Origin of the sequence: Holdemanella hominis, from assembly GCF_014306155.1 — a bacterium.
Lineage (GTDB): Bacteria > Bacillota_I > Bacilli_A > Erysipelotrichales > Erysipelotrichaceae > Holdemanella > Holdemanella hominis.
This window is the reverse complement of record NZ_JACRWH010000008.1, coordinates 17,564-37,886: the sequence shown is the minus strand read 5'-3', so window position 1 is coordinate 37,886 and position 20,323 is coordinate 17,564. Positions and strand designations below refer to the sequence as shown.

The following is a 20,323-nucleotide window of genomic DNA, read 5'->3' as shown; positions in this document are numbered from 1 at the left end:
ATGAATATTTGTTGATTTTCAAGATTCCATAAAATAAAAGAGCTTGAAAAGCCCTTTAAGCGTAAAATAATTAATTCTCTTTTTGATGTTCTACATGCCAAGTATGATCCTCTTTCACTTTCGCAAGTTCTTCTGGATTTTCAAATAATTCGAGTGCCGTAAAAGCCAATGCTTTTGCACCTTTGACAATCGCATCCATTGCCTTTTGACTACATGAAGCATTGACCATATCTTGACTATGCCCTGCAATCTGTACATCTGTAATACTAATATGTGGCTGAATCGTAGGTACAACCTGACTAATGTTACCCACATCACTACTTCCAGGCATGACCACATCTTCTACATGTTTTACAGTATTGCCAAGTTCTGTAATATATTTTTCATAGATTGCATCTAAAGAAGGTGTTAAAACCATATTTTCTACAAGATTTTGATACAACTTCATACTCGATGTACAACCCGTCTGTAAAGCGGAACCCTTCACAATATTCTCTACTTTTTCATATAACTCATGCAACGTATCAATATCGGCAGCTCGAATATAATATTTGGCCTTTGTGTATTCTGGAATGACATTGGGAGCTGTTCCCCCATCAACAATCACACCATGAATACGAATGCGATCTGTTAGTTGTTGTCGTAAAACACCAATGGCTGCATAAGTTAAGATCTGCGCATCCAACGCATTGATTCCATCTTGAGGACATCCTGCTGCATGCGCCGGTTTTCCCCAAAATTCAATATCTACAGGTGCACATGCATAATTACGCGTACTTAATCCATCTTCTGGACCTGAGCCTGGATGCACGCATAAGGCAAAATCCACATCTTTTAAATATCCCTTCTTCACAAAAGAACCTTTGGCACTTCCATTTTGTCCACCCTCTTCTCCAGGCGTACCATATACACGTACTTCTCCACCAATTTGATCCACGACACTTTTTAAAGCAGCACCAGCAAGAGAAGAAGTAGCACCAAACACATTATGTCCACATCCATGGCCTAAACCTGCAAGAGCATCATATTCTGCTAGAAAAACAACCGTAGGACCTGGTTTATTACTTTTGTAGGTTGCCGCAAAGCCTGTACGATGTCCTGCCGCTGGTAATTCAATCTCAAAGCCTTCTTTTTTTAATTGTTCACTCAAGGTTTGAGAAGCAAAATATTCAAAGTCACTAACTTCTGGCTTGGCATGAATAGCCAAAGAAATATCTTGATATACTTTTGCGTTTGTATCTATAAATTGAGAAATTTGATTCTTTAATTCTGACATAAAATAGTTCCTCCTAAAAGTTGAGTCTATTGTACAAAGAACAATTGCTATATTCAAATTCTATTTATTTATATCTAGTTATAAATTATTTTTATATTTCAAGCAAAAAGAAAAACGGCATAGCCGCTTATTCTTTCGTTAGATCCTCACCAAAATACTTGATAGAAATCTTAGATAAAGTTCCATCTTCTTTTAGTTCTTTTAAAGCCTTATTTACAGCTTTCTTTAAAGAGGCATTATCATCCCCTTTTACCATTGGGATGGCATAGGGGGTAGATTCTTTAGATTGATCAACAATTTTAAATGAACTATCCTTTGTCGTCTGAAGATAATCATTGATTGAAGTAGCCGCATTGATTGTCGCATCCACACCACCACTTTTTACAAGATCCATACATTTCGTTAAATCATCAACACCTTTTACAGTTGCCCCATAGTCTTCACCCAATTCCATATAAGTAGATCCAATCGAATTGGCAGTTGTCTTTCCTTTTAAATCATCAAACGAAGTAATTGTCGTATTATCATTACGAACAACTAAGACTGTGTGATCATACGCATAAGGTGTAGAAAAATCAAATTTCTTTTCTCTTTCCTTTGTGATATCGACACCATTAATAACTAAATCATACGTACCCGTTGATAATCCAGTTAATAATCCATCCCATTTACCTTCCACAATATTGGCTTTTACACCTAATTTCTTGGCAATATTCTTAGCGACTTCCACATCAACACCCATCAATTTATCATCCTTATCATGATAAGAGAATGGCTGCCAATCGCCTTCTAAACCAATTGTGATTTCACCTTTATCTTGAATCGTAGCTAAATGATCCTTACTAGATCCACATCCTGCTAAAGTAAATGTCATAGCTGCACTTAATAAACCTGCTAATAATTTTTTCATCTTACATTTCCTCTTTCCTTAAAAAATCTTTTGTTCGTTCTTGTTTCGGATTTTCAAAGAAATTCTTTGAACTGCCCTCTTCAACAATTTTTCCTTTTTCCATTAAAATCACATGACTAGAAACATTCTTCGCGAAAGCCATCTCATGCGTGACCACAACCATAGTCATTCCTTCATTAGCCAGTGTTTTCATAACACTTAAAACTTCTTGAATCAACTCTGGATCAAGAGCTGAAGTCGGTTCATCAAAATAAATAATGTCTGGATTTGTTGCCAAAGCTCTTGCGATTGCAACACGCTGTTGTTGTCCACCCGATAATTGTGAAGGATAATGAGTCGCAAGATCTTTCATTCCTACTTTTTCAAGCATCTGCATACCAATCACATTGGCCTCTTCTTTAGAAACATTTCGCGCTACAGTAAGACCTAATGTTACATTTTGTAGGGCTGTCTTATTCGCAAATAAATTGTAATTTTGAAATACAAATCCCGTATACTTTCTAAGCTGGGCAACATCCTTCTTTGATGTATTCGATAAATCATAAGATTTTCCATTAAAAATCATAGTCCCTGCATCAGCTGTCTCTAAATAATTAATGCAGCGAAGCAAAGTTGTCTTACCCGATCCTGAAGGACCTAATATCGCAATGACATCTCCTTTATTGACCGTAAGATCTATTCCATTCAAAACATTTAAATTCCCAAATGATTTATGAATATCTTTAATTTCTAATAAAGCCATACTCTATCTCCCTGCCTGATAATAATTCAGCTTCTTTTCACCCCAAGCTTGCAGCCAAGTTAAAACTGTACAGAAAATCAAATAAACTAAAGCCACTTCTATGTATAACTGCATAAATTGATAAGTTCTTCCTGCAATCCTTTCGGTCTGCATAAACATTTCTGTAACTGTAATATTCGCAGCTAAAGACGTATCTTTTACAAGTGAAATCAAGTTATTAAACAATGATGGAAATGCACTTCGAAAAGCTTGCGGTAAAATAATATGCATCATAATCTGCATATAGCTCATTCCTACACATAGTCCGGCTTCCATTTGTCCTTGTGGTACACTTTCAATCGATCCGCGAATGGTTTCTGCACAATAAGCGCCTGTATTTAATGAGAATACGATAATAGCGGCCGTAATAGCTGAAATACGTACTCCAATCGATTGCATTCCAAAATACATAATAAATAATTGTACAAGCATAGGTGTTCCTCTAAATATCCAAATATAGAATTGAACAACATACTTCATAACCGGAACTTTCGCATATTGTATCAAGGCACAAAAAATGGCCAATATCATAGCTAGAACAAAAGAAATGACTGCCAAAGGTAATGTCATTACAATTCCCGAAATAAATATCTTTGGGAATGATTCTAAAAACAATTCCATTCTTTCCCTCCCTAAAATCTTTATACTATTCTACACCCTAAAGTGAACTTTAGGTCAACTAAATCAATCCAAACGATTTTAATATCGTTAACCAGAATGTAATACTGAAAGCACTAAGCAATGTTGTCAGCATCACAACACTTGATGTTAAAACACCTTTATGTCCCATACTTTTAGCCATCACAAAACCAGATACGGTTGTACTTGAACCACACATAATCAAAATCGCAACTAAGGCTTGATTTCTGAATCCTAATAAAGCTGCAATTGGTAAGAAGATCGTACAAAAACCAATTAATTTCATAAATGTACAAAATAAAGATGGTTTCAATTCTCCTTTCGCCTGATCAAAATCAAAAGTAGCTCCCATCGCCATTAAACCTAGTGGTGTTGCCGTACTTGCAATCATAGAAATTGTTTTATTGATGACTTGTGGCAGTTTAAACGGTAATATACTAACAAGTACACCTATCACAATACCTAGAATTAGTGGATTCTTTAAAATTCCAATGAATGTTTTCTTATAATCAACCTTCGATTGTTCAGCCTTAAAGAAAGATAGAATCACAACAGATACTACGTTATAAACAAATACAACACTCATCAACATCAATGGGGCAACACCTACATCTGGATAAATATTTGATGTTAATGCAAGTCCTAATAAGGCAGCACTGCTTCTGTAACAAGCTTGAATAAATTCACCTTGAAGCGCTTTATCTTTTAATCGCAATGAAAATAATATAGATAATAGAATACTAATTAGAGTAGATACAACACAAAATACGACAAACTTTGTATCCCAAAGATCTTTAAAATTAGATTTAGACACATCGACAAACAACAATAGTGGCAATGATACTTTAAAGACAAATGAATTTAATTTCGATGCCAGTATGTCATCCAACACATTGATTTTATTTAAGAAATAACCGACAACCATCAATAGAAAGATGGGAATCGTTGCATTTAGGCTAAATAATAAATTTTCCACAAAAATCCCTCCAAAACTTTCTTAAAATTTTAGCACAAATATTGGACAATATGCACTAAAACACTTATATGTGACATTATTATCAATCTGTAACTTGTATGTAAGCGGTTTAGTTCGTAAAATGAAATTAACAAGTATATAAGGAGGAAATAATACTTATGGCAAATCGTTTTATTTTAAATGAAACAAGTTATCATGGTGCTGGAGCCATCAAAGAAGTGGTTACAGAAGTTAAAGCACGTGGATTAAAGAAAGGTTTAGTTGTTACAGACAAAGACTTGATCAAATTTGGTGTAGCTACTAAAGTCACAGACTTATTAGATGAAGCTGGTCTTCCTTACGAAATCTATGATGAGGTTAAGGCAAACCCAACTGTTGAACAAGTTAAAAATGGTGTACAAGCAGCTAAAGATGCTGGTGCAGACTATTTAATCGCTATTGGTGGTGGAAGCCCACAAGATACTTGTAAAGGTATTGGAATCATCTTGGCAAACCCAGAATTTGAAGATGTTGTTAGCTTGGAAGGTGTTGCTCCAACTAAAAACAAATCTGTCCCAGTTATCGCTATTGCGACTACAGCAGGTACTGCAGCAGAAACTACAATCAATTATGTAATTACAGATACTGAAAAGAAAAGAAAATTCGTTTGTGTAGATGCTCACGATATTCCAGTTGTTGCGATTATCGATCCAGAAATGATGTCAAGTATGCCAAAGGGCTTAACAGCAAGTACTGGTCTTGACGCATTAACTCACGCTATTGAAGGATATACAACTTTAGCTGCTTGGGAACTTGCTGATACATTAAACTTAAAAGCTATCGAAATCATTTCAAGAAGCTTACGTGCTGCATGTGCTAACGATCCAAAAGGACGTGAAGACATGGCTTTAGGACAATATATGACAGGTATGGCATTCTCTAACGTTGGTTTAGGTGTTGACCACGGTATGGCTCACCCATTAAGCGCATTCTACGGAATCCCTCACGGTGTTGCTTGTGCTACATTACTTCCATACGTTATGGAATTCAACAAAGATTACACTGGTGAAAAATTTAGAGAAATCGCTCGTGTAATGGGAGTTGAAGGTGTTGATGAAATGTCTCAAGAAGAATATCGTCAAGCAGCTATTGATGCCGTTATTCAATTAAGTAAAGATTGTGGAATTGCTCAAAGCTTAAAAGAAATCGGTGTTAAAGAAGAAGACTTACCTACATTAACTGATTCAGCTATGGCTGACGTATGTACAGGTGGTAACCCACGTCCATGTACTAAAGAATTGATCTTCGACTTATATAAATACGCATTTAACGGAAGAGACTAATACATCCATTTAGAAGGCAATCTAGTTGCCTTCTTTTTTCTGTGCAAAAAAAAGATGAGATCACTCTCATCTCATTAACGATTTACATGAACATATCCAATAAATGGTTGGTTACATTCAACACTATAAATTGTTGTCTGACATCCAAACCATCCACCATGAACAGCCTGCCCATTACCAATATATAATGCTACATGTCCTTGATAGACACAAATATCTCCTGGAACTGGATTGTTTGTCAAAGTTCCTAAACTTAAATAAGCTGCTGGTGCACCATGGAAATTGATTCCTACAGCAGCAAGTGAATTTGTCACTAACATTGTACAATCTTGATAAACACCAATCTGAGCTAATGCAGCATCGGCAATTCTTTGATAGAAATCTTTTTCTACATTAACTGTAATATTTTTTTCACTTACATTTCCCGCTTTATCTTTCGCTTTAATGGATGTTGTAAAAGTTCCTGTATTTGCTGTATCTACATTTTTAGTCACAGTCATAGTTCCTTCTTCATTTAATGAAACATAGCGATTGATATCAAATGCTTCATTTTGTTCCACTGTGATTGTATCCTCACAAGTAATTACAGGAGCTGTTGTATCTTCTACCTTGATACTTACTTCAGCACTGTGCTTTTCATTTGTATTTTTGTTTTTTCCTTCAATAGAAACAGTTTGTTTACCAACTGTTTCTATATCTAAATCTTTTACTTTTACCTTGTAGTTTTTTGATTCATATACAGATACATTTTTTGATTTCTTTTTAAATTTTACATTCGCATATTTTTTATGTAATTCTTTTGTAAATACAGACTGCATTGAATCTGCATCTTGATATTCAATTTTATAAGCTGCTGTGTTTTCTTTTGCCGCAACATTTGTAACGCCTCCAAATGTAGATGTAGCAATCATCACACTCGCAAATACTTGCATTAATTTTTTCATTGTTATGGGCCTCCTCATTGCTCACACATTTAAAGAAGCTACACTATTTTCTCGTAAGTGTCAAAAGAATACCCGTATTTCCCACAATTTAACATATTAATTTGTTTAAATTTGCCATTATTAACGAGCTCGTCCCATTAATTTGCACTTTTTAGTAAAAAAAAGAACTACAAGATTTGTAGTTCTAAACGATTAATATTCCAATTTTTTAACCTTTTCCCAAGTAAATTGAGGATCACCAAAGTGTCCATAGCATGATGTTTTGTGGTAAACTGGCTTTCTTAAATCCAATTCGGAAATGATGTTTCCTACTTCAAAATTGAAGTTTTTCTTAACGATTTCTAATAGTTTTTCATCATCAAATTTACCAGTTCCAAAAGTGTCTACACATAAAGATACAGGTTGTGCTTTACCAATTGCGTACGCAACTTCAACTTCACAACGACGAGCTAAGCCATTGGCAACAATGTTTTTAGCTACATAACGAGAGTAGTAAGCAGCACTACGGTCTACTTTCGTAGGGTCTTTACTAGAGAAGCATCCTCCTCCAATACGTCCACGTCCACCATATGTATCACATACGATTTTACGTCCTGTCGTTCCTGAATCTCCCCATGATCCACCAACAACGAAGCTTCCAGATGGGTTAATGAAATATTTTGTGTTTTCATCTAAATATTTTTCATCAATGCAAGGTTTAATCACTTCATTCATGATTAATTCTTTAATTTCTTCTTGCGTAATATCTTTTGAATGTTGAGTTGAAACAACGATTGTATCAATACGTTTGATTTCATCATTTTCATATTCAACAGATACCTGTGTTTTTCCATCTGGTTTTAATAAATCTGGGTGTTGTCTTCTAACTTTTGACAATTGACGAGCTAAAAGGTGTGCATAATAGATAGTTAATGGCATGTATTCATCATTTTCATCACATGCATAACCAAACATAATACCTTGGTCACCAGCACATACTTCATCACGGTTTACCGCATTGTGAATTTCAGGACTTTGTTGGTTTACAACAGTATGTACATGATATTCTTCTGTATATCCAATACGTTTGATTTCATTCAATGCGATTGTTTCATAATCCAATTCTGCCTTTGTATTACATTCACCATAAATTAATACAAAATCATCTTTAATAGTACATTCAACAGCCATATTTGAATATGGGTCTTGAGCTAATGCAGCATCTACGATTGCGTCGGCAATTTGGTCACAAATTTTATCTGGATGACCTTCAGTAACACTTTCACTTGTAAAAATATAGTCTTTCATTTTGTCTCCTCTTTTCTTGCTTATCCATAAAAAAAACATACTTTAAGAAGTATGTTACAAATCTTTATACTTCTTATCGCTGTTAGCAGGACCACCTTAACATATTGTCAGGTTGGCGTGAAGTCAACGAGCTAACTCTCTACTTCAACTCTGGATAATTTTTTTACGCATAAAGATTAAAACATGAAACTACAAATAATGCAAGAAATTCATCACCATTATTATACACATATGAAAAAATGGCTAAATTGTATAGCCATTTCATTCTAATATCCTAATACTTCGTCCACTAAAATGACATGAATACGATCGGATTCCATGCTGTTTCTTGTGATAACCAATTGGTCACAAATGCAGCCTTGGGCTAAACAATTTGCACAACTACCTGTTAATTGACAAGGTCTGTTTCCACTAAAACGTTGATTATTAATGGGTGCAGCCACATTTCTTAATCTAGAAATTGCACTATCTAAATCTTTTGTCACCTTATTCATACCTACAATCATTATGATATGTCTAGGCCCAAAGCATAAACATGACACACGATTACAATGCCCATCCATATTGACTAAAATTCCATCTTCTGTCATCGCATTGGTACTCATTAAATAGTAGTCTGCATAAAAACAATCTCTTTCCAACTTGTACTTTTCTTCGGCATCTTTTGCCTGATCTCGATCAATAACTTTAAAATTTCTTTTATAAAGCTCTTCCTTGATACCAATCTTATTTAAAGTATCTGAGCCTCCCCAGCCTACACTTGAGCACGGCTTCATAATTTCAAATGCCAAATCTACAGCTTCTTGTTTCGAATGCACATAATACCCATTCATATGTCTGTTTTTTAAGCTTTGAATCACTTTTTTAGACAATAAATCATTTCGTTTTGTGATCATTTTTTTTACACCTCGATCCATTCTATTTTATTCACTACAATCGATGTTGGTCGATCCTTTTTTCCTTGAATCAGACAAATACGATCTTTTTGAATGTTTTCTTTTTGTTGTTCATACAAACGAGGCATGATAACCGCATCCATTTTACCAGCTTCATCCTCAACACTCATAAAGCACATCCAATCGCCTTTCTTTGTCTTATGTGTTCTAAAAGATGCCACACGCACTAAAATACTCATATATCCATCTTTATTTACTGCATTTAACAATGGTATACAATTTGGATAGTTGTGCATACGTAAAGACTGCACAGGATGTTCACTCACATAGAAACCGTACACATATTGCTCTTTTTGAGCTTTTTGTATTGGATTCTCTTTGATTCTTTGAATACCTGGACGAGAGACAATACTAAAATCGAAACGTAAATTGTTCGGATCTTCAATTCGCACAATATTTACATAATCAATCAGCTTTCTTAAATTCTCATTAAGAGTTGCACGATTATATCCAAAGCAATCCAATGCTCCGCCATCAATTAAAATTCGAATCGTAGATTCATTGATCTTATACATACTTGCTTTGGCAAGAAAATCAAATAAATCTGCATATGGTGCATGTTCTAAAATCGTTGGATAAATTGTTTTCCCTACACCTTTTAAAACTTGTAGTGGCATACGAATTGAATTCTGTTCAATCGTATAGAAAGCCTTTGAATGATTAATATCACACCCATTCACAACGATATTTCTTCGTTTACATTCATAAATATATTGTGATGTTTTTATACCTGAACCAATGACACTATTTAAAAGGCTCTGATAGAAATATAAAGGATAGTTTGCCTTTAAATAAGCCATTTGATAAGCTACTAAGCTATAGGCATAACTGTGTGATTTATTAAATCCATAACCGGCAAATTGTTCCATGATAGAAAATATCTCATTGGAAACAGAATCCTTAATACGCTTCTTTCGAGCTCCTAAAATGAATTGCTCTTTTAAATTCTGCATGACATCCAATTTCTTTTTCGACATAGCCTTTCTTAGTGTATCTGCTTGTGCCAAGCTAAATCCACCAATCACTTGGGCTGTCTGCATAACTTGCTCCTGATAAATCATGATACCATAGGTTTCCTTTAAGATTGGTTCTAGTAAAGGATGAGGATACACGACTTTTGAAGGATCCTTTTTTCTTTCAATATATGTATCAATATGCTGCATCGCTCCAGGACGATATAAAGCAAGTACAACACTGATATCTTCAAATTTGTTGGGTTGTATCTTTTGTAGTAAAGACGTAATTCCACTAGATTCCAATTGAAATACACCTAATGTGTTTCCAAACGATAATAATTGATATGTTTTCGCATCCTTTAAATTGATTTTCATCATATCCAAAGAAATATGTTTTTGTTCTTTTAGATTTGTGACAATCTCATGAATCGTCGTTAAATTACGAATGCCCAAAAAATCCATTTTAATCAAGCCCAAATCTTCTTGATATTCCGCTGTAAATTGTGTAGCCTGAATATCTCCATCGACACTGACAAGTGGACAAACATTCACAATAGGCTGATCTGAAAGAACAATTCCTGCCGCATGTAAAGATGTATGTCTTGGTAATCCTTCAACGTTTACACACATCTTAAATAATTCAGTTAATTTTTGATCTGACTGAATCCTTTTTCGAAATAAAACATTCTCATTATAGGCCTGCATCAACGTAATTTTAGGTGTATTCTTTAACATCTTAGAAAGTTCATCCACGATTCTTGCCGGAATATTCATGACACGCCCTACATCACGAATGGCTTGTCTTGCCTGCAAAGTATTAAAAGTCACAATATGACTGACATGATCATAACCATATAATTCACGAACATACTGAATCACTTCATCTCTTCTATCATCTGGAAAATCCGTATCGATATCCGGCATGGAAACACGTGATGGATTTAGAAATCTTTCAAACAATAAATTATTCTGAATTGGATCAATATGTGTAATACCTAAACAATAAGCTACTAAAGAACCGGCTGCACTACCACGCCCTGGACCTACAAATATGTCTTGACTTCTGGCATATCGAATAAAATCCCATACAATCAAAAAATAATCGGTAAATCCCATAGTGACTATGACATTTAATTCATATTCTAAACGTTTGATATAGGTAGGATTTAAATTCCCATTTAAACGTTTTTCTAACCCCTTCTTACAGAGTTTGATCAAATAGTCCCTCGAATCAATTTGAAGTTTATTTTTAAATACAGGAAGCTTGGACTTTTGAAAAGCCATTTGAATATTGCACATTCTTGCGATTTCTTCTGTAGCGATCAATTCACTTTCATCATACAACACTTCCATTTCCTGTGGACTTCTTAAATATCTTTGAAATTGTACGTCCAAACCTTGATTTTCAATATTTGTTTGTTTGGCAATAGCCCTTAATATTTGTAAAGATTTCACGTCTTCACTATTCTCATACAGAATTCGAGATAGAGCCACACGTTTACAATCAAGTTGTTTTAAAATTCGATTATCGGCTCTTTTTTTACCCGAATCATTCATAGATACAGAAATATAGAAATCTGAAAAAGATTTTTTACACAATTCTACAAATGCACTTAGCTTTTCTAAATCTTGATGTTCAATATATGCACTGAATGTATCTTTTCCGTCGCTGGAAGTTAATACCACACAATCTTTGGCATACTTTATAACTTCTTCAAAAGATACATTTTCTTTTATGATCGAACTTAATTTATATAAATTCTGTAGACCCATATCATTCTTCGCTAGAAGAATAAAATGAAATGGCTCATCATTATAGATGGAATCAACTTCTAAACCAATAATCGGATGTATATTGTGCTTTTTGCACAATTGATAGAACTCCATCGTTCCATACATCACATTATGATCGGTCAAACATACATGGTTGAATCCAAGTTGTTTTTGATGAAGAATCATATTTTCTAAACGAATAGGTGATTCAAGTAAAGAGTATGAACTTCGCATATGTAAGTGAACCATGAAATCCCACCTTTCTTTCTAAAATATTATACCATAAGAAAAAGAGATAGCTTATTAAGCTACCTCTCGATTTGATAAAATTTCAATAATTTGATTGACTTGATCACGTGTTAAGTTTTTGATTCCACTTGCACATTCGTGACCACCGCCACCAAATTCCATAGCAACATCACGAATTGGAATATTTCTTGAACGTAAAGACGCACTATAATGTACACGATCTTCCATACGCGTAAACAATGCCCACATTTCAACACAATCGATACCTGCTAAACAATAGACTTTGTCTTTCGCATCTGTAAAGCTTAAACCAAATTCTTCATAATCTTCACATTCTAGAATTGAATAAAGGAACTTGTTTTTAAACACTGTATGATTACGTACAACAGTTTCATATTTATAGTCTTCCATGGATTTTGAAAAGTTCAATTGTTCCACTTTTGTGACATCTACACCTTGTTCAAATAAATATTTTGCGGCATCAAATGTAGCTGGACGAACATTATTTGTCGTAAAACGAATATTGTCCGCTGTTAATCCAAGATATAACATCAGAGAACTTTGTAGAGGAATGTTAGCCTTTTTTTCTTGTAAATACAAAGCTAATAACTCACATGTGGCACTTGCCTTATCATCAATCCATTCTTCATCACAAATTGTTTCTACTTGTACGTGATGATCAATACGAATTGATTTTTTTGCCAATTGATACCTGTCATCATCAATGCGTGCAGCATTTGAAGTATCTAAAACAATTGCTAAGCTGGAAGCTACTACTTCATCATCTACAACATCCATATGCACGTTGTTTCTTTGTGAAACTGGACAATCATTACCTAAACAATAGATTTTTTTATTCGGATAGGCACTTTCTAAATAATACTTTAAGCCAAATTGTGATCCTATCGCATCCATGTCAGCAAAAACATGGCGAAAGATTGTGATTGTATTAAAATCTTTTACGCTTTCTAAAATATCATTAGGCATTAGCCATCAAATCCTTGTAAGCATCACGTGCAATGACTAATTCTTCATTTGTTGGCAATAACCAAACTTGCATTTTTGATTCAGGAGCACTTAATAATTTTTCAACGCCACGAACTCCATCGTTGTCTTCTGGTTTTACAACAACGCCAAATGCTGATAATCCATCACAGATTCTTTGACGCATTGCACAGTCATTTTCACCGATACCACCCGCAAAAACAATCGCATCAGCACCACCCATTAATCCGTAGTATCCTGATACAACTTCGACAATACGATTTACATATACGTTTTGAGTTAAAATAGCACGTGGGTTTCCTTCTTTGATAGCTGCTTCAATGTCTCGACCATCACTAGAGATTCCACTTACACCTAACATACCCGATTTTTTATTCATGATTGTATCCATTTCATCTGGTGTATATCCATATTTATTTTCTAAGAATGGAACGATTGCAGGGTCAATATCTCCACAACGAGTTCCCATCATGATTCCTCCAAGAGGTGTGAATCCCATTGATGTTTTATATGATTTACCATTTTTAACAGCTGTAATACTAGCACCATTTCCTAAGTGGCAAGTGATGATATTCATTTCTTCTTGTGTTTTTCCTTGAAGCTCAGCCAAACGTTTTGTCAAATATTCATGACTTGTTCCATGAGCACCATAACGACGTACTTTATCGTTAGTATAATATTCATATGGAAGAGGGAAAATATAGTTTTCTTCTGGCATACTTTGGTGGAATGCTGTATCAAATACGAATGTGTGTTTACACTCTGGTAAAGCATCTCTAAATGAACGATATCCAACTAATGCAGCTGGGTTGTGTAATGGAGCTAATACACATAATTCTTCTACTTTAGCTTCAACATCAGCATCTACAGGTACTGAATGAGAGAAATATTCTCCACCATGAACAACACGATGACCAATCGCTTTGATATCTTCTAAACTATTTACAACTTTGTGTTCAATTAATGCTTCCATTAATTTTTTTACAGCTACTGCATGATCTTTGATATCTAAGATCTCTTCAATTTTTTCTCCATTGGCTTTCATTCCAAAGATAGAATCGTTTAAACCAATACGTTCTACGTTTCCTTGAGCTAGAACTTCTTCTTCTGGCATTTTGAAAACTTGGAATTTCAAAGACGAACTTCCTGCATTAACACTCATAACAATCGACATTTTTTGATCCTCCTAAAAAATTTCTTTTAATATTTCGATTTGTTCAACATCTTCATGATGTAGAATCCATGAATCCAATAATTTTTTCTTAGCAACATAACCAATCGCTGCTTCATATTTTTCCAGTAATTTCGTAGCTCGATGTACCGAATCCATCGCGGCTGCACGAGAAATCTCTAGTTCCTCACTTATTTCAGTATAAGAGAAATCTTCCTCATAGTAAAGAGATAATATCTCTCTTTGACGTTCTGTCAACAATTCTCCATACACATCTAATAAATCATTCGCATCTAATTTTGAAATCATTATTCTTCCATACCCTTTGTGATTCCCATCAAGAAGGCATTGATATCAAATGGTCTTAAATCAGCAGGCTTTTCTCCTAGACCTAGGAAACGAACTGGTAAGTGTAATAGATCACGAATTGCGAGTACAACTCCACCTTTTGCCGTACCATCCATCTTCGTTAAAACGATACCTGTTACATCAGTTGCTTCCAAGAATACTTTTGCCTGTGAAATACCGTTTTGACCTGTTGTCGCATCTAAAACTAACCAGACTTCTTGTGGTGCTCCCTCAATTTCTCTTTGTACAACACGGTGCATCTTACTTAATTCATTCATCAAGTTTGTTTTATTTTGTAAACGACCCGCTGTATCGCAAATCAAAATATCAACATCATTTTCTTTGGCATAACGACAAGCATCAACTAATACGGAACTTGGGTCTTGGTTCATTTTTCCTTTAACACAATGAACACCTAAACGTGTTGCCCAAGTATCAATTTGATCAATGGCTCCAGCACGGAATGTGTCGGCTGCAGCAACCGCAACTTTCTTACCTTGTTCCTTATAATATTGAATTAATTTTGCACTTGTAGTTGTCTTACCACTACCATTTACACCAACCATTAAAATAACTGTTGGACCTTCTTCATTCATTTTAATTGGTTCGTCGTTTGATTCATCATAGAAATCATAAAGAATTGAAACCAAATAATCTAACATGGAATCATATTCTTTAACATGTTTTCCATTTGATTCAAACGCATCCACAATTTTTTGTGCTGTATGAATACCCACATCACTCTCAAGTAGAATAACCATAATTTGCTCTAATAGGTCATCATCAATTCCATGAAAGTTATTGGATAAAGCACGCATACGATCTCCAAAGCTTTTCTTTGAACGATCAAGGCCTGATAAATATTTATCTTTATCTTCACTTTTTACGAAAGCTTCTTTTATTTTCGAAAAGACCGACATTACTTTTCCTCCTTAGCTATATGTACTGCATCTTTCAATTGAACTTTTAACACTTTACTAACACCATCTTTTTGCATTGTAACCCCATATAACGTATCGCACTGTTCCATAGTTCCTGGTCTATGTGTTACCGCAATAAATTGAGATTGACCACGATAATGAGATAAATAACGAGCAAAACGCTCAACATTTGCCTGGTCTAATGCTGCTTCTACCTCATCAAAGATACATAAAGGCATTGTACGAGCCTTCAATATCGCAAACAATACACTAATCGCAATCAAAGCTTTTTCTCCACCCGAGAATGTCTGGATATTTTTAACCATTTTTCCAGGAGGCTGAACATCAATATCAATACCCGTATTCAATACGTCTTCTGGATCCACCATGGAAAGGCTAGCACGTCCTCCACCAAACATAGCCTTGAATACGCCATCTAGTTCAGCATTAATTTTATTAAACATCTCAGTAAATTGACTGATCATTGTCTTGTCCATCTCATCAATGGCTGCCAATATTTGTTGACTTGCCTTTTCTAAATCTTCTTTTTGGCTTGTCATAAAATCAAAACGTTCTTTGACTTCTTTATATTCGTTCGGTGCATCCAAATTCACATTTCCCAAACGAGAAATGGCTTGACGAAGTTGAATAACCTCTTCTTTAGCTCTTTCGATTTCGACATCTTCTTTTTTAGTTAACGCATACTCATATGTCATTTCATAATCTGTGCTTAAGCGATTCAACGCGTTCTCTAACTGCGTTTTGATTTTCACAACTTCCATTTCATAGTTATGGATCTGCGATTGTTTAGAACTCATTTCTCTACGAACTAAACGAATCTGATTTTCAAGTTGTTCTGCTTCATTTCCTTTATCAAAACGAGTCTGACGCAAGCTTTGAATCTCTAAAGACAATGAATCCAATACGGCATGCATCTTAGACATTTGTACAACAAGATCATCTTGTGCTAATTCACCACTATCTTCAATATCTACACCTAACTCCTGATATTCAGTTAAAATTGAATCGTATTTTGCCTTTTTAGTCGCATAAATATTTTCTAACTTAGCCAATTCAATCTGTAAAGTTACAATCGCATCATTTTCTTTTTGAAGTTTCTGCGTAAGAATCTCTGTTTCATCCAAACAATTGTCGGCTTTGATTTTTTGCCCTTCAATTTTTGAATTGATTGTTTCTAATTCCTGACGCATTGTGACCGGTGTACTTTGATTCTTCGTAACACCACCCGTCATACTACCACCTGTATGTACGATATCACCGTCTAGTGTAACAATTTTATATGCATAACGTAAACGTTTCGCGGTTTCATTCGCATTCTGCAATGTATCCACCACAATCACATTACCAAGCAATCGTTCTTTAACGGGATCAAAGATCTCTTTACAGTCAACACATTCACTCGCAAAGCCTAAAAAGCCTGGACTTGTTGAAGCAACCGTGATCACTTGTTCATTCATTTTTCTAGGATGACATACACTTAATGGTAAGAAAGTTGCGCGTCCACTACGGTTTCGTTTCAAGAATGAAATGGCATTTCTTGCATCTGCCTCATTTTTAGTGATGATTTGATAGATACTTCCACCTAATGCTGCATTTACCGCCAATGCTTTATCGGTATGTGCAATCAACAATTCACTGACAACTCCATAAACGCCAGATAAAGAGTTTTTTGCCTGCATTACGGAACGCACACCTTGTTGATGAGCAAATGGCTGCTTCATCATATTTTCCAATACTTGTCTACGATTTTGTAGCTGTATCAAGATATTGTTTGCCTGATCCGATTCATAACGAGCCTTAGAAATTTTTGTTTTCAAATCATTCACAATATTACGACGGTTATTTAAATCTTGTTGCGTCTGCATCAAACGTTGATGACGATCCTGATATTCGAATCGTGCTTCTTCAAGCATAGCCTGCAATTCTTTTTGACGAGCTTGTTTATCCGCTACCTGCAACATATACTTTCGCTTTTCATCCTGCTCGATTTTACGTCTTTCAAGCTGATAATTTTCTTCCATCGCCTTTGTGTATTTTCCTTGCAGCTCATTGATTTGTTTATCTAGAGCATACATTTCTTTTCGAATGCTTTCTAAGCGATTTTCCTGCTTTAAAAGCTCCGCATTTTCTGATGTATGCATAGCTTGGATATCAAACAATTCTTTATTGATCTGATTGATTTTATCATTATATTGATCAATATCCTCAACCAATACACTAATTTCAATTTTAGATAGTTTATCTCTTAAAGAAATATATTTTTCTGCCTTTTTAGCTTGTTTTTCCAAAGGTCCAATTTGTCTTTCAAGCTCATCTAGAATATCCTGCAAACGATCTAGATTTTCTTTTGTCTGCTCTAATTTAGACAATGACACCTTTTTTCTCTTTTTATACTTTGCGACACCCGCAGCCTCCTCAAATAAAGAACGTCTATCTTCTGGCTTTGCATCCGCAAAAGAAGAAATATTTCCCTGCGTAATTATACTTAAGGAATCTTTGCCTAATCCTGTATCCATGACTAAATCATTAATATCTTTTAATCGGCATGGTGTTTTATTTATAAAATAACTTGCTTCATTATTGGCACGTAAAATTTGTCGTGTTATTTCGATTTCATCAAAATCCGAATCAAAAACACGTGTTGAATTATCAAATACCAATGTAACGCGTGCCATGTTTACAGGTTTTCTATATTCACTTCCTGAGAAGATAATATCTGACATATTAGTACCTGAACGAAGTGATTTAACACTCTGTTCACCTAGCACCCAACGAATGGCATCATTCACATTACTTTTACCACATCCGTTTGGTCCTACAATGCCTGTAATATCTTGATCAAATTGAATCACTGTTTTATCTGCAAAGCTTTTAAAGCCTTGTAATTCAATACGTTTTAAAAACATCAAGACCCTCCACTCTAACTAGTGTATTATATCAAAAAAATCACATAAAATATATCTAGTATCCATTTCTAGATTGTATATTATTTATTATTATGTTATAGTACGTGTATGAATAAGAAAGATAGTATGAGGTATGTTTATCCACTTTGTTTTGGTGAAGAAGTAGGAAACTGTATCACACATGGAGTTATGGCACTTTTGATTCTATTTGCACTTCCATACTATAGTGTTCGTGCCTATTTACAAGGCGGAGCAATCAAAACATTTGGAACAGCGGTATTCTTGATTTGTCTGCTCTTTATGTTTACAGGGTCTTGTCTTTACCACAGCATGCCACATGAGACAACACACAAATATGTATTTAGAAAATTAGATCACATTATGATCTTATTGGCTATTGCAGGAACTTATACGCCCATTTGTCTAAATCTTATGAACAACTGGAAAGGATATACAATTTTAGCTATCGAATGGATTATGGTAATTGCAGGAATCTTATTGAAATCGATTGCGACGAAAAGTTATCCTAAACTTTCAATGGTAATCTATATGGTCATGGGTTGGTTAGCTATCTTTATCTTTCCTACGCTAATCAAAGAAACTCAACCTATATTTATCATTTTGATTGCCTTAGGTGGTGTTATGTACACCATGGGTACTTTCTTTTATTCAAAACCACAAAAAAGATATTTTCATTTTGTATGGCATATCTTCATCATTTTAGCTAGTATTTGTCACTTATTAGCTATCCTATACTTTATGTAGAAAAGAACCTATATCTTGGAATTTCCAAAATATAGGTTCTTTTTTTAAAACAATCGTACGATATCATTATATGTTGCGTATAAAAACAGCAACATCAAGAGTACAAAACTTACCATGATGATATTTTCTACTACTTTTGTAGAAACTTTTCGTCCAATTAGTTTTTCAATCAATAAAATCAAGATTCTTCCCCCATCAAGTGCTGGAATGGGAATAGCATTAAAGATTCCAATATTTAATGAAATCAGCGCAAACAAGTTAAAATACATGTCCAATCCATATTGTACAGATTTGCTAGTAACATTTAAAATGCCAACGGGACCTGATAAGTTTTCTAATCCCTGTCCATGAATGATCATATTCAAAGATTTAAATATAGTTGTTGCACTATCCCAGGTATTTTGACAGCCAACCCATAAAGATTGATACCAAGGAATCTTCTTCGCATATGCAATCGCCTTATAGCCAAGTGTATAGCCTTCCATATCCTTATCATAAGATGGAGTTAGCGTAGTTTCAAATGTTGTGCCATCACGCTTTACAGTTAAGGTCAATGTATCATGATGATATTGAATAAACTCTAAAATTTCATATTGTGTTTTAGGCTGAATGCTGTTTCCATCCTCACTTTGAACTTTAACGATGTAATCATTTTTTTCTAGACCTGCTTTTTGTGCCACAGAATCCTCTTCGACTACATAGACAACTGGTTTTGCGTCTTCTATTACATAGCCTTGAGCTAAGGCCACACCCATATATATGATCCATGCCAATAAAATATTCATCATAATACCAGCAATCATGATGCAGACTTGTTTCCATTTTTCAATACCGTTTAAACGTCTATTTTCCGGAACATCCTTTAGCCAGCTATCTTCTTCGCTTTGTGAGCCATCTTCTTCACCAGCCATCATTACATAGCCGCCAAAAGGAATAGCGCGAATTGAAAAAGCAGTCTCTTTTCCTTGTTTTTGATAAAGACATGGTCCCATACCAATAGAAAATTCTTTACAGTAAACCCCAAAATGTTTAGCAACTAAAAAATGTCCTAACTCATGTAAAATGACAATCACACTTAGCATCACGACAAATGCTATTATACCTATAATAAAATCCAT

The 20,323-nt window shown here is 34.7% G+C and carries 17 protein-coding genes; 2 read left to right on the top strand and 15 right to left on the bottom strand.

From position 1 onward, the window contains the following. Nucleotides 1-70: 70 nt before the first annotated feature. The 5 genes from H8911_RS03750 to H8911_RS03730 all read right to left on the bottom strand — a co-directional run bounded on the left by H8911_RS03750 (nt 71) and on the right by H8911_RS03730 (nt 4,582). Nucleotides 71-1,276 (bottom strand): M20 family metallopeptidase, encoded by a 1,206-nt coding sequence (locus H8911_RS03750; RefSeq protein WP_186998745.1) that lies wholly within the window; start codon nt 1,274-1,276, stop codon nt 71-73. Between the two features lie 127 nt (nt 1,277-1,403). Beyond that, nucleotides 1,404-2,186 (bottom strand): transporter substrate-binding domain-containing protein, encoded by a 783-nt coding sequence (locus tag H8911_RS03745; RefSeq protein WP_186998744.1) that lies wholly within the window; start codon nt 2,184-2,186, stop codon nt 1,404-1,406. 1 nt (nt 2,187) lies between these two features. Then, the gene (locus tag H8911_RS03740) at nt 2,188-2,928 is read right to left on the bottom strand and encodes an amino acid ABC transporter ATP-binding protein (protein WP_117925187.1); all 741 of its coding nucleotides are present in this window, start codon (nt 2,926-2,928) and stop codon (nt 2,188-2,190) included. 3 nt (nt 2,929-2,931) lie between these two features. Then, entirely contained in the window at nt 2,932-3,588 is a 657-nt protein-coding gene (locus tag H8911_RS03735; RefSeq protein ID WP_117925185.1) for an amino acid ABC transporter permease, read from the bottom strand. 58 nt (nt 3,589-3,646) lie between these two features. Continuing rightward, on the bottom strand, nt 3,647-4,582 hold the full coding sequence (locus H8911_RS03730; RefSeq protein ID WP_186998743.1) for an AEC family transporter: 936 nt from the start codon (nt 4,580-4,582) through the stop codon (nt 3,647-3,649). A gap of 158 nt (nt 4,583-4,740) precedes the next feature. Here H8911_RS03730 and fucO point away from each other — a divergent pair, with 158 nt between their 5' ends. Further along, entirely contained in the window at nt 4,741-5,904 is a 1,164-nt protein-coding gene (gene fucO, locus H8911_RS03725) for a lactaldehyde reductase (RefSeq protein ID WP_117925181.1), read from the top strand. 74 nt (nt 5,905-5,978) lie between these two features. Here fucO and H8911_RS03720 read toward each other — a convergent pair whose 3' ends face one another. From H8911_RS03720 to H8911_RS03680, 9 genes are all read right to left on the bottom strand, one after another. Continuing rightward, nucleotides 5,979-6,848: an NlpC/P60 family protein gene (locus H8911_RS03720; RefSeq protein ID WP_255466276.1), complete on the bottom strand. Its 870-nt coding sequence runs from the start codon at nt 6,846-6,848 to the stop codon at nt 5,979-5,981. Between the two features lie 192 nt (nt 6,849-7,040). Beyond that, complete coding sequence (metK, locus tag H8911_RS03715) at nt 7,041-8,135, bottom strand: methionine adenosyltransferase (protein ID WP_186998742.1); 1,095 nt, start codon at nt 8,133-8,135, stop codon at nt 7,041-7,043. A 266-nt stretch (nt 8,136-8,401) separates the two neighbouring features. Continuing rightward, nucleotides 8,402-9,031, bottom strand: coding sequence for a lactate utilization protein (locus H8911_RS03710; RefSeq protein ID WP_186998741.1), 630 nt, complete (start codon nt 9,029-9,031; stop codon nt 8,402-8,404). A 5-nt stretch (nt 9,032-9,036) separates the two neighbouring features. Further along, nucleotides 9,037-12,069 carry a DNA polymerase III subunit alpha gene (locus tag H8911_RS03705; RefSeq protein ID WP_186998740.1) on the bottom strand — a complete coding sequence of 1,011 codons (3,033 nt, stop codon included), beginning with the start codon at nt 12,067-12,069 and terminating at the stop codon, nt 9,037-9,039. 54 nt (nt 12,070-12,123) lie between these two features. After that, nucleotides 12,124-13,056, bottom strand: a complete 933-nt coding sequence (locus H8911_RS03700) for a DHH family phosphoesterase (RefSeq protein ID WP_117925372.1) — start codon at nt 13,054-13,056, stop codon at nt 12,124-12,126. After that, nucleotides 13,049-14,248 (bottom strand): acetate/propionate family kinase, encoded by a 1,200-nt coding sequence (locus H8911_RS03695; protein ID WP_186998739.1) that lies wholly within the window; start codon nt 14,246-14,248, stop codon nt 13,049-13,051. Before H8911_RS03695 ends, H8911_RS03700 begins: the two co-directional genes overlap by 8 nt. 12 nt (nt 14,249-14,260) lie before the next feature. Next, nucleotides 14,261-14,554, bottom strand: coding sequence for a sigma factor-like helix-turn-helix DNA-binding protein (locus H8911_RS03690; RefSeq protein WP_117925376.1), 294 nt, complete (start codon nt 14,552-14,554; stop codon nt 14,261-14,263). Continuing rightward, nucleotides 14,554-15,513 (bottom strand): signal recognition particle-docking protein FtsY, encoded by a 960-nt coding sequence (gene ftsY, locus H8911_RS03685; RefSeq protein WP_117925378.1) that lies wholly within the window; start codon nt 15,511-15,513, stop codon nt 14,554-14,556. The genes H8911_RS03690 and ftsY overlap by 1 nt, the downstream gene beginning before the upstream one ends. Beyond that, nucleotides 15,513-18,440 (bottom strand): chromosome segregation protein SMC, encoded by a 2,928-nt coding sequence (locus H8911_RS03680; protein WP_186998738.1) that lies wholly within the window; start codon nt 18,438-18,440, stop codon nt 15,513-15,515. Before H8911_RS03680 ends, ftsY begins: the two co-directional genes overlap by 1 nt. 108 nt (nt 18,441-18,548) lie before the next feature. Between H8911_RS03680 and trhA the strand changes: the two genes are divergently transcribed. Continuing rightward, complete coding sequence (gene trhA / locus H8911_RS03675) at nt 18,549-19,205, top strand: PAQR family membrane homeostasis protein TrhA (protein ID WP_186998737.1); 657 nt, start codon at nt 18,549-18,551, stop codon at nt 19,203-19,205. 44 nt (nt 19,206-19,249) lie between these two features. Here the strand turns inward: trhA and rseP are convergent, their stop codons facing one another. Further along, nucleotides 19,250-20,323: an RIP metalloprotease RseP gene (gene rseP, locus H8911_RS03670; protein WP_186998736.1), complete on the bottom strand. Its 1,074-nt coding sequence runs from the start codon at nt 20,321-20,323 to the stop codon at nt 19,250-19,252.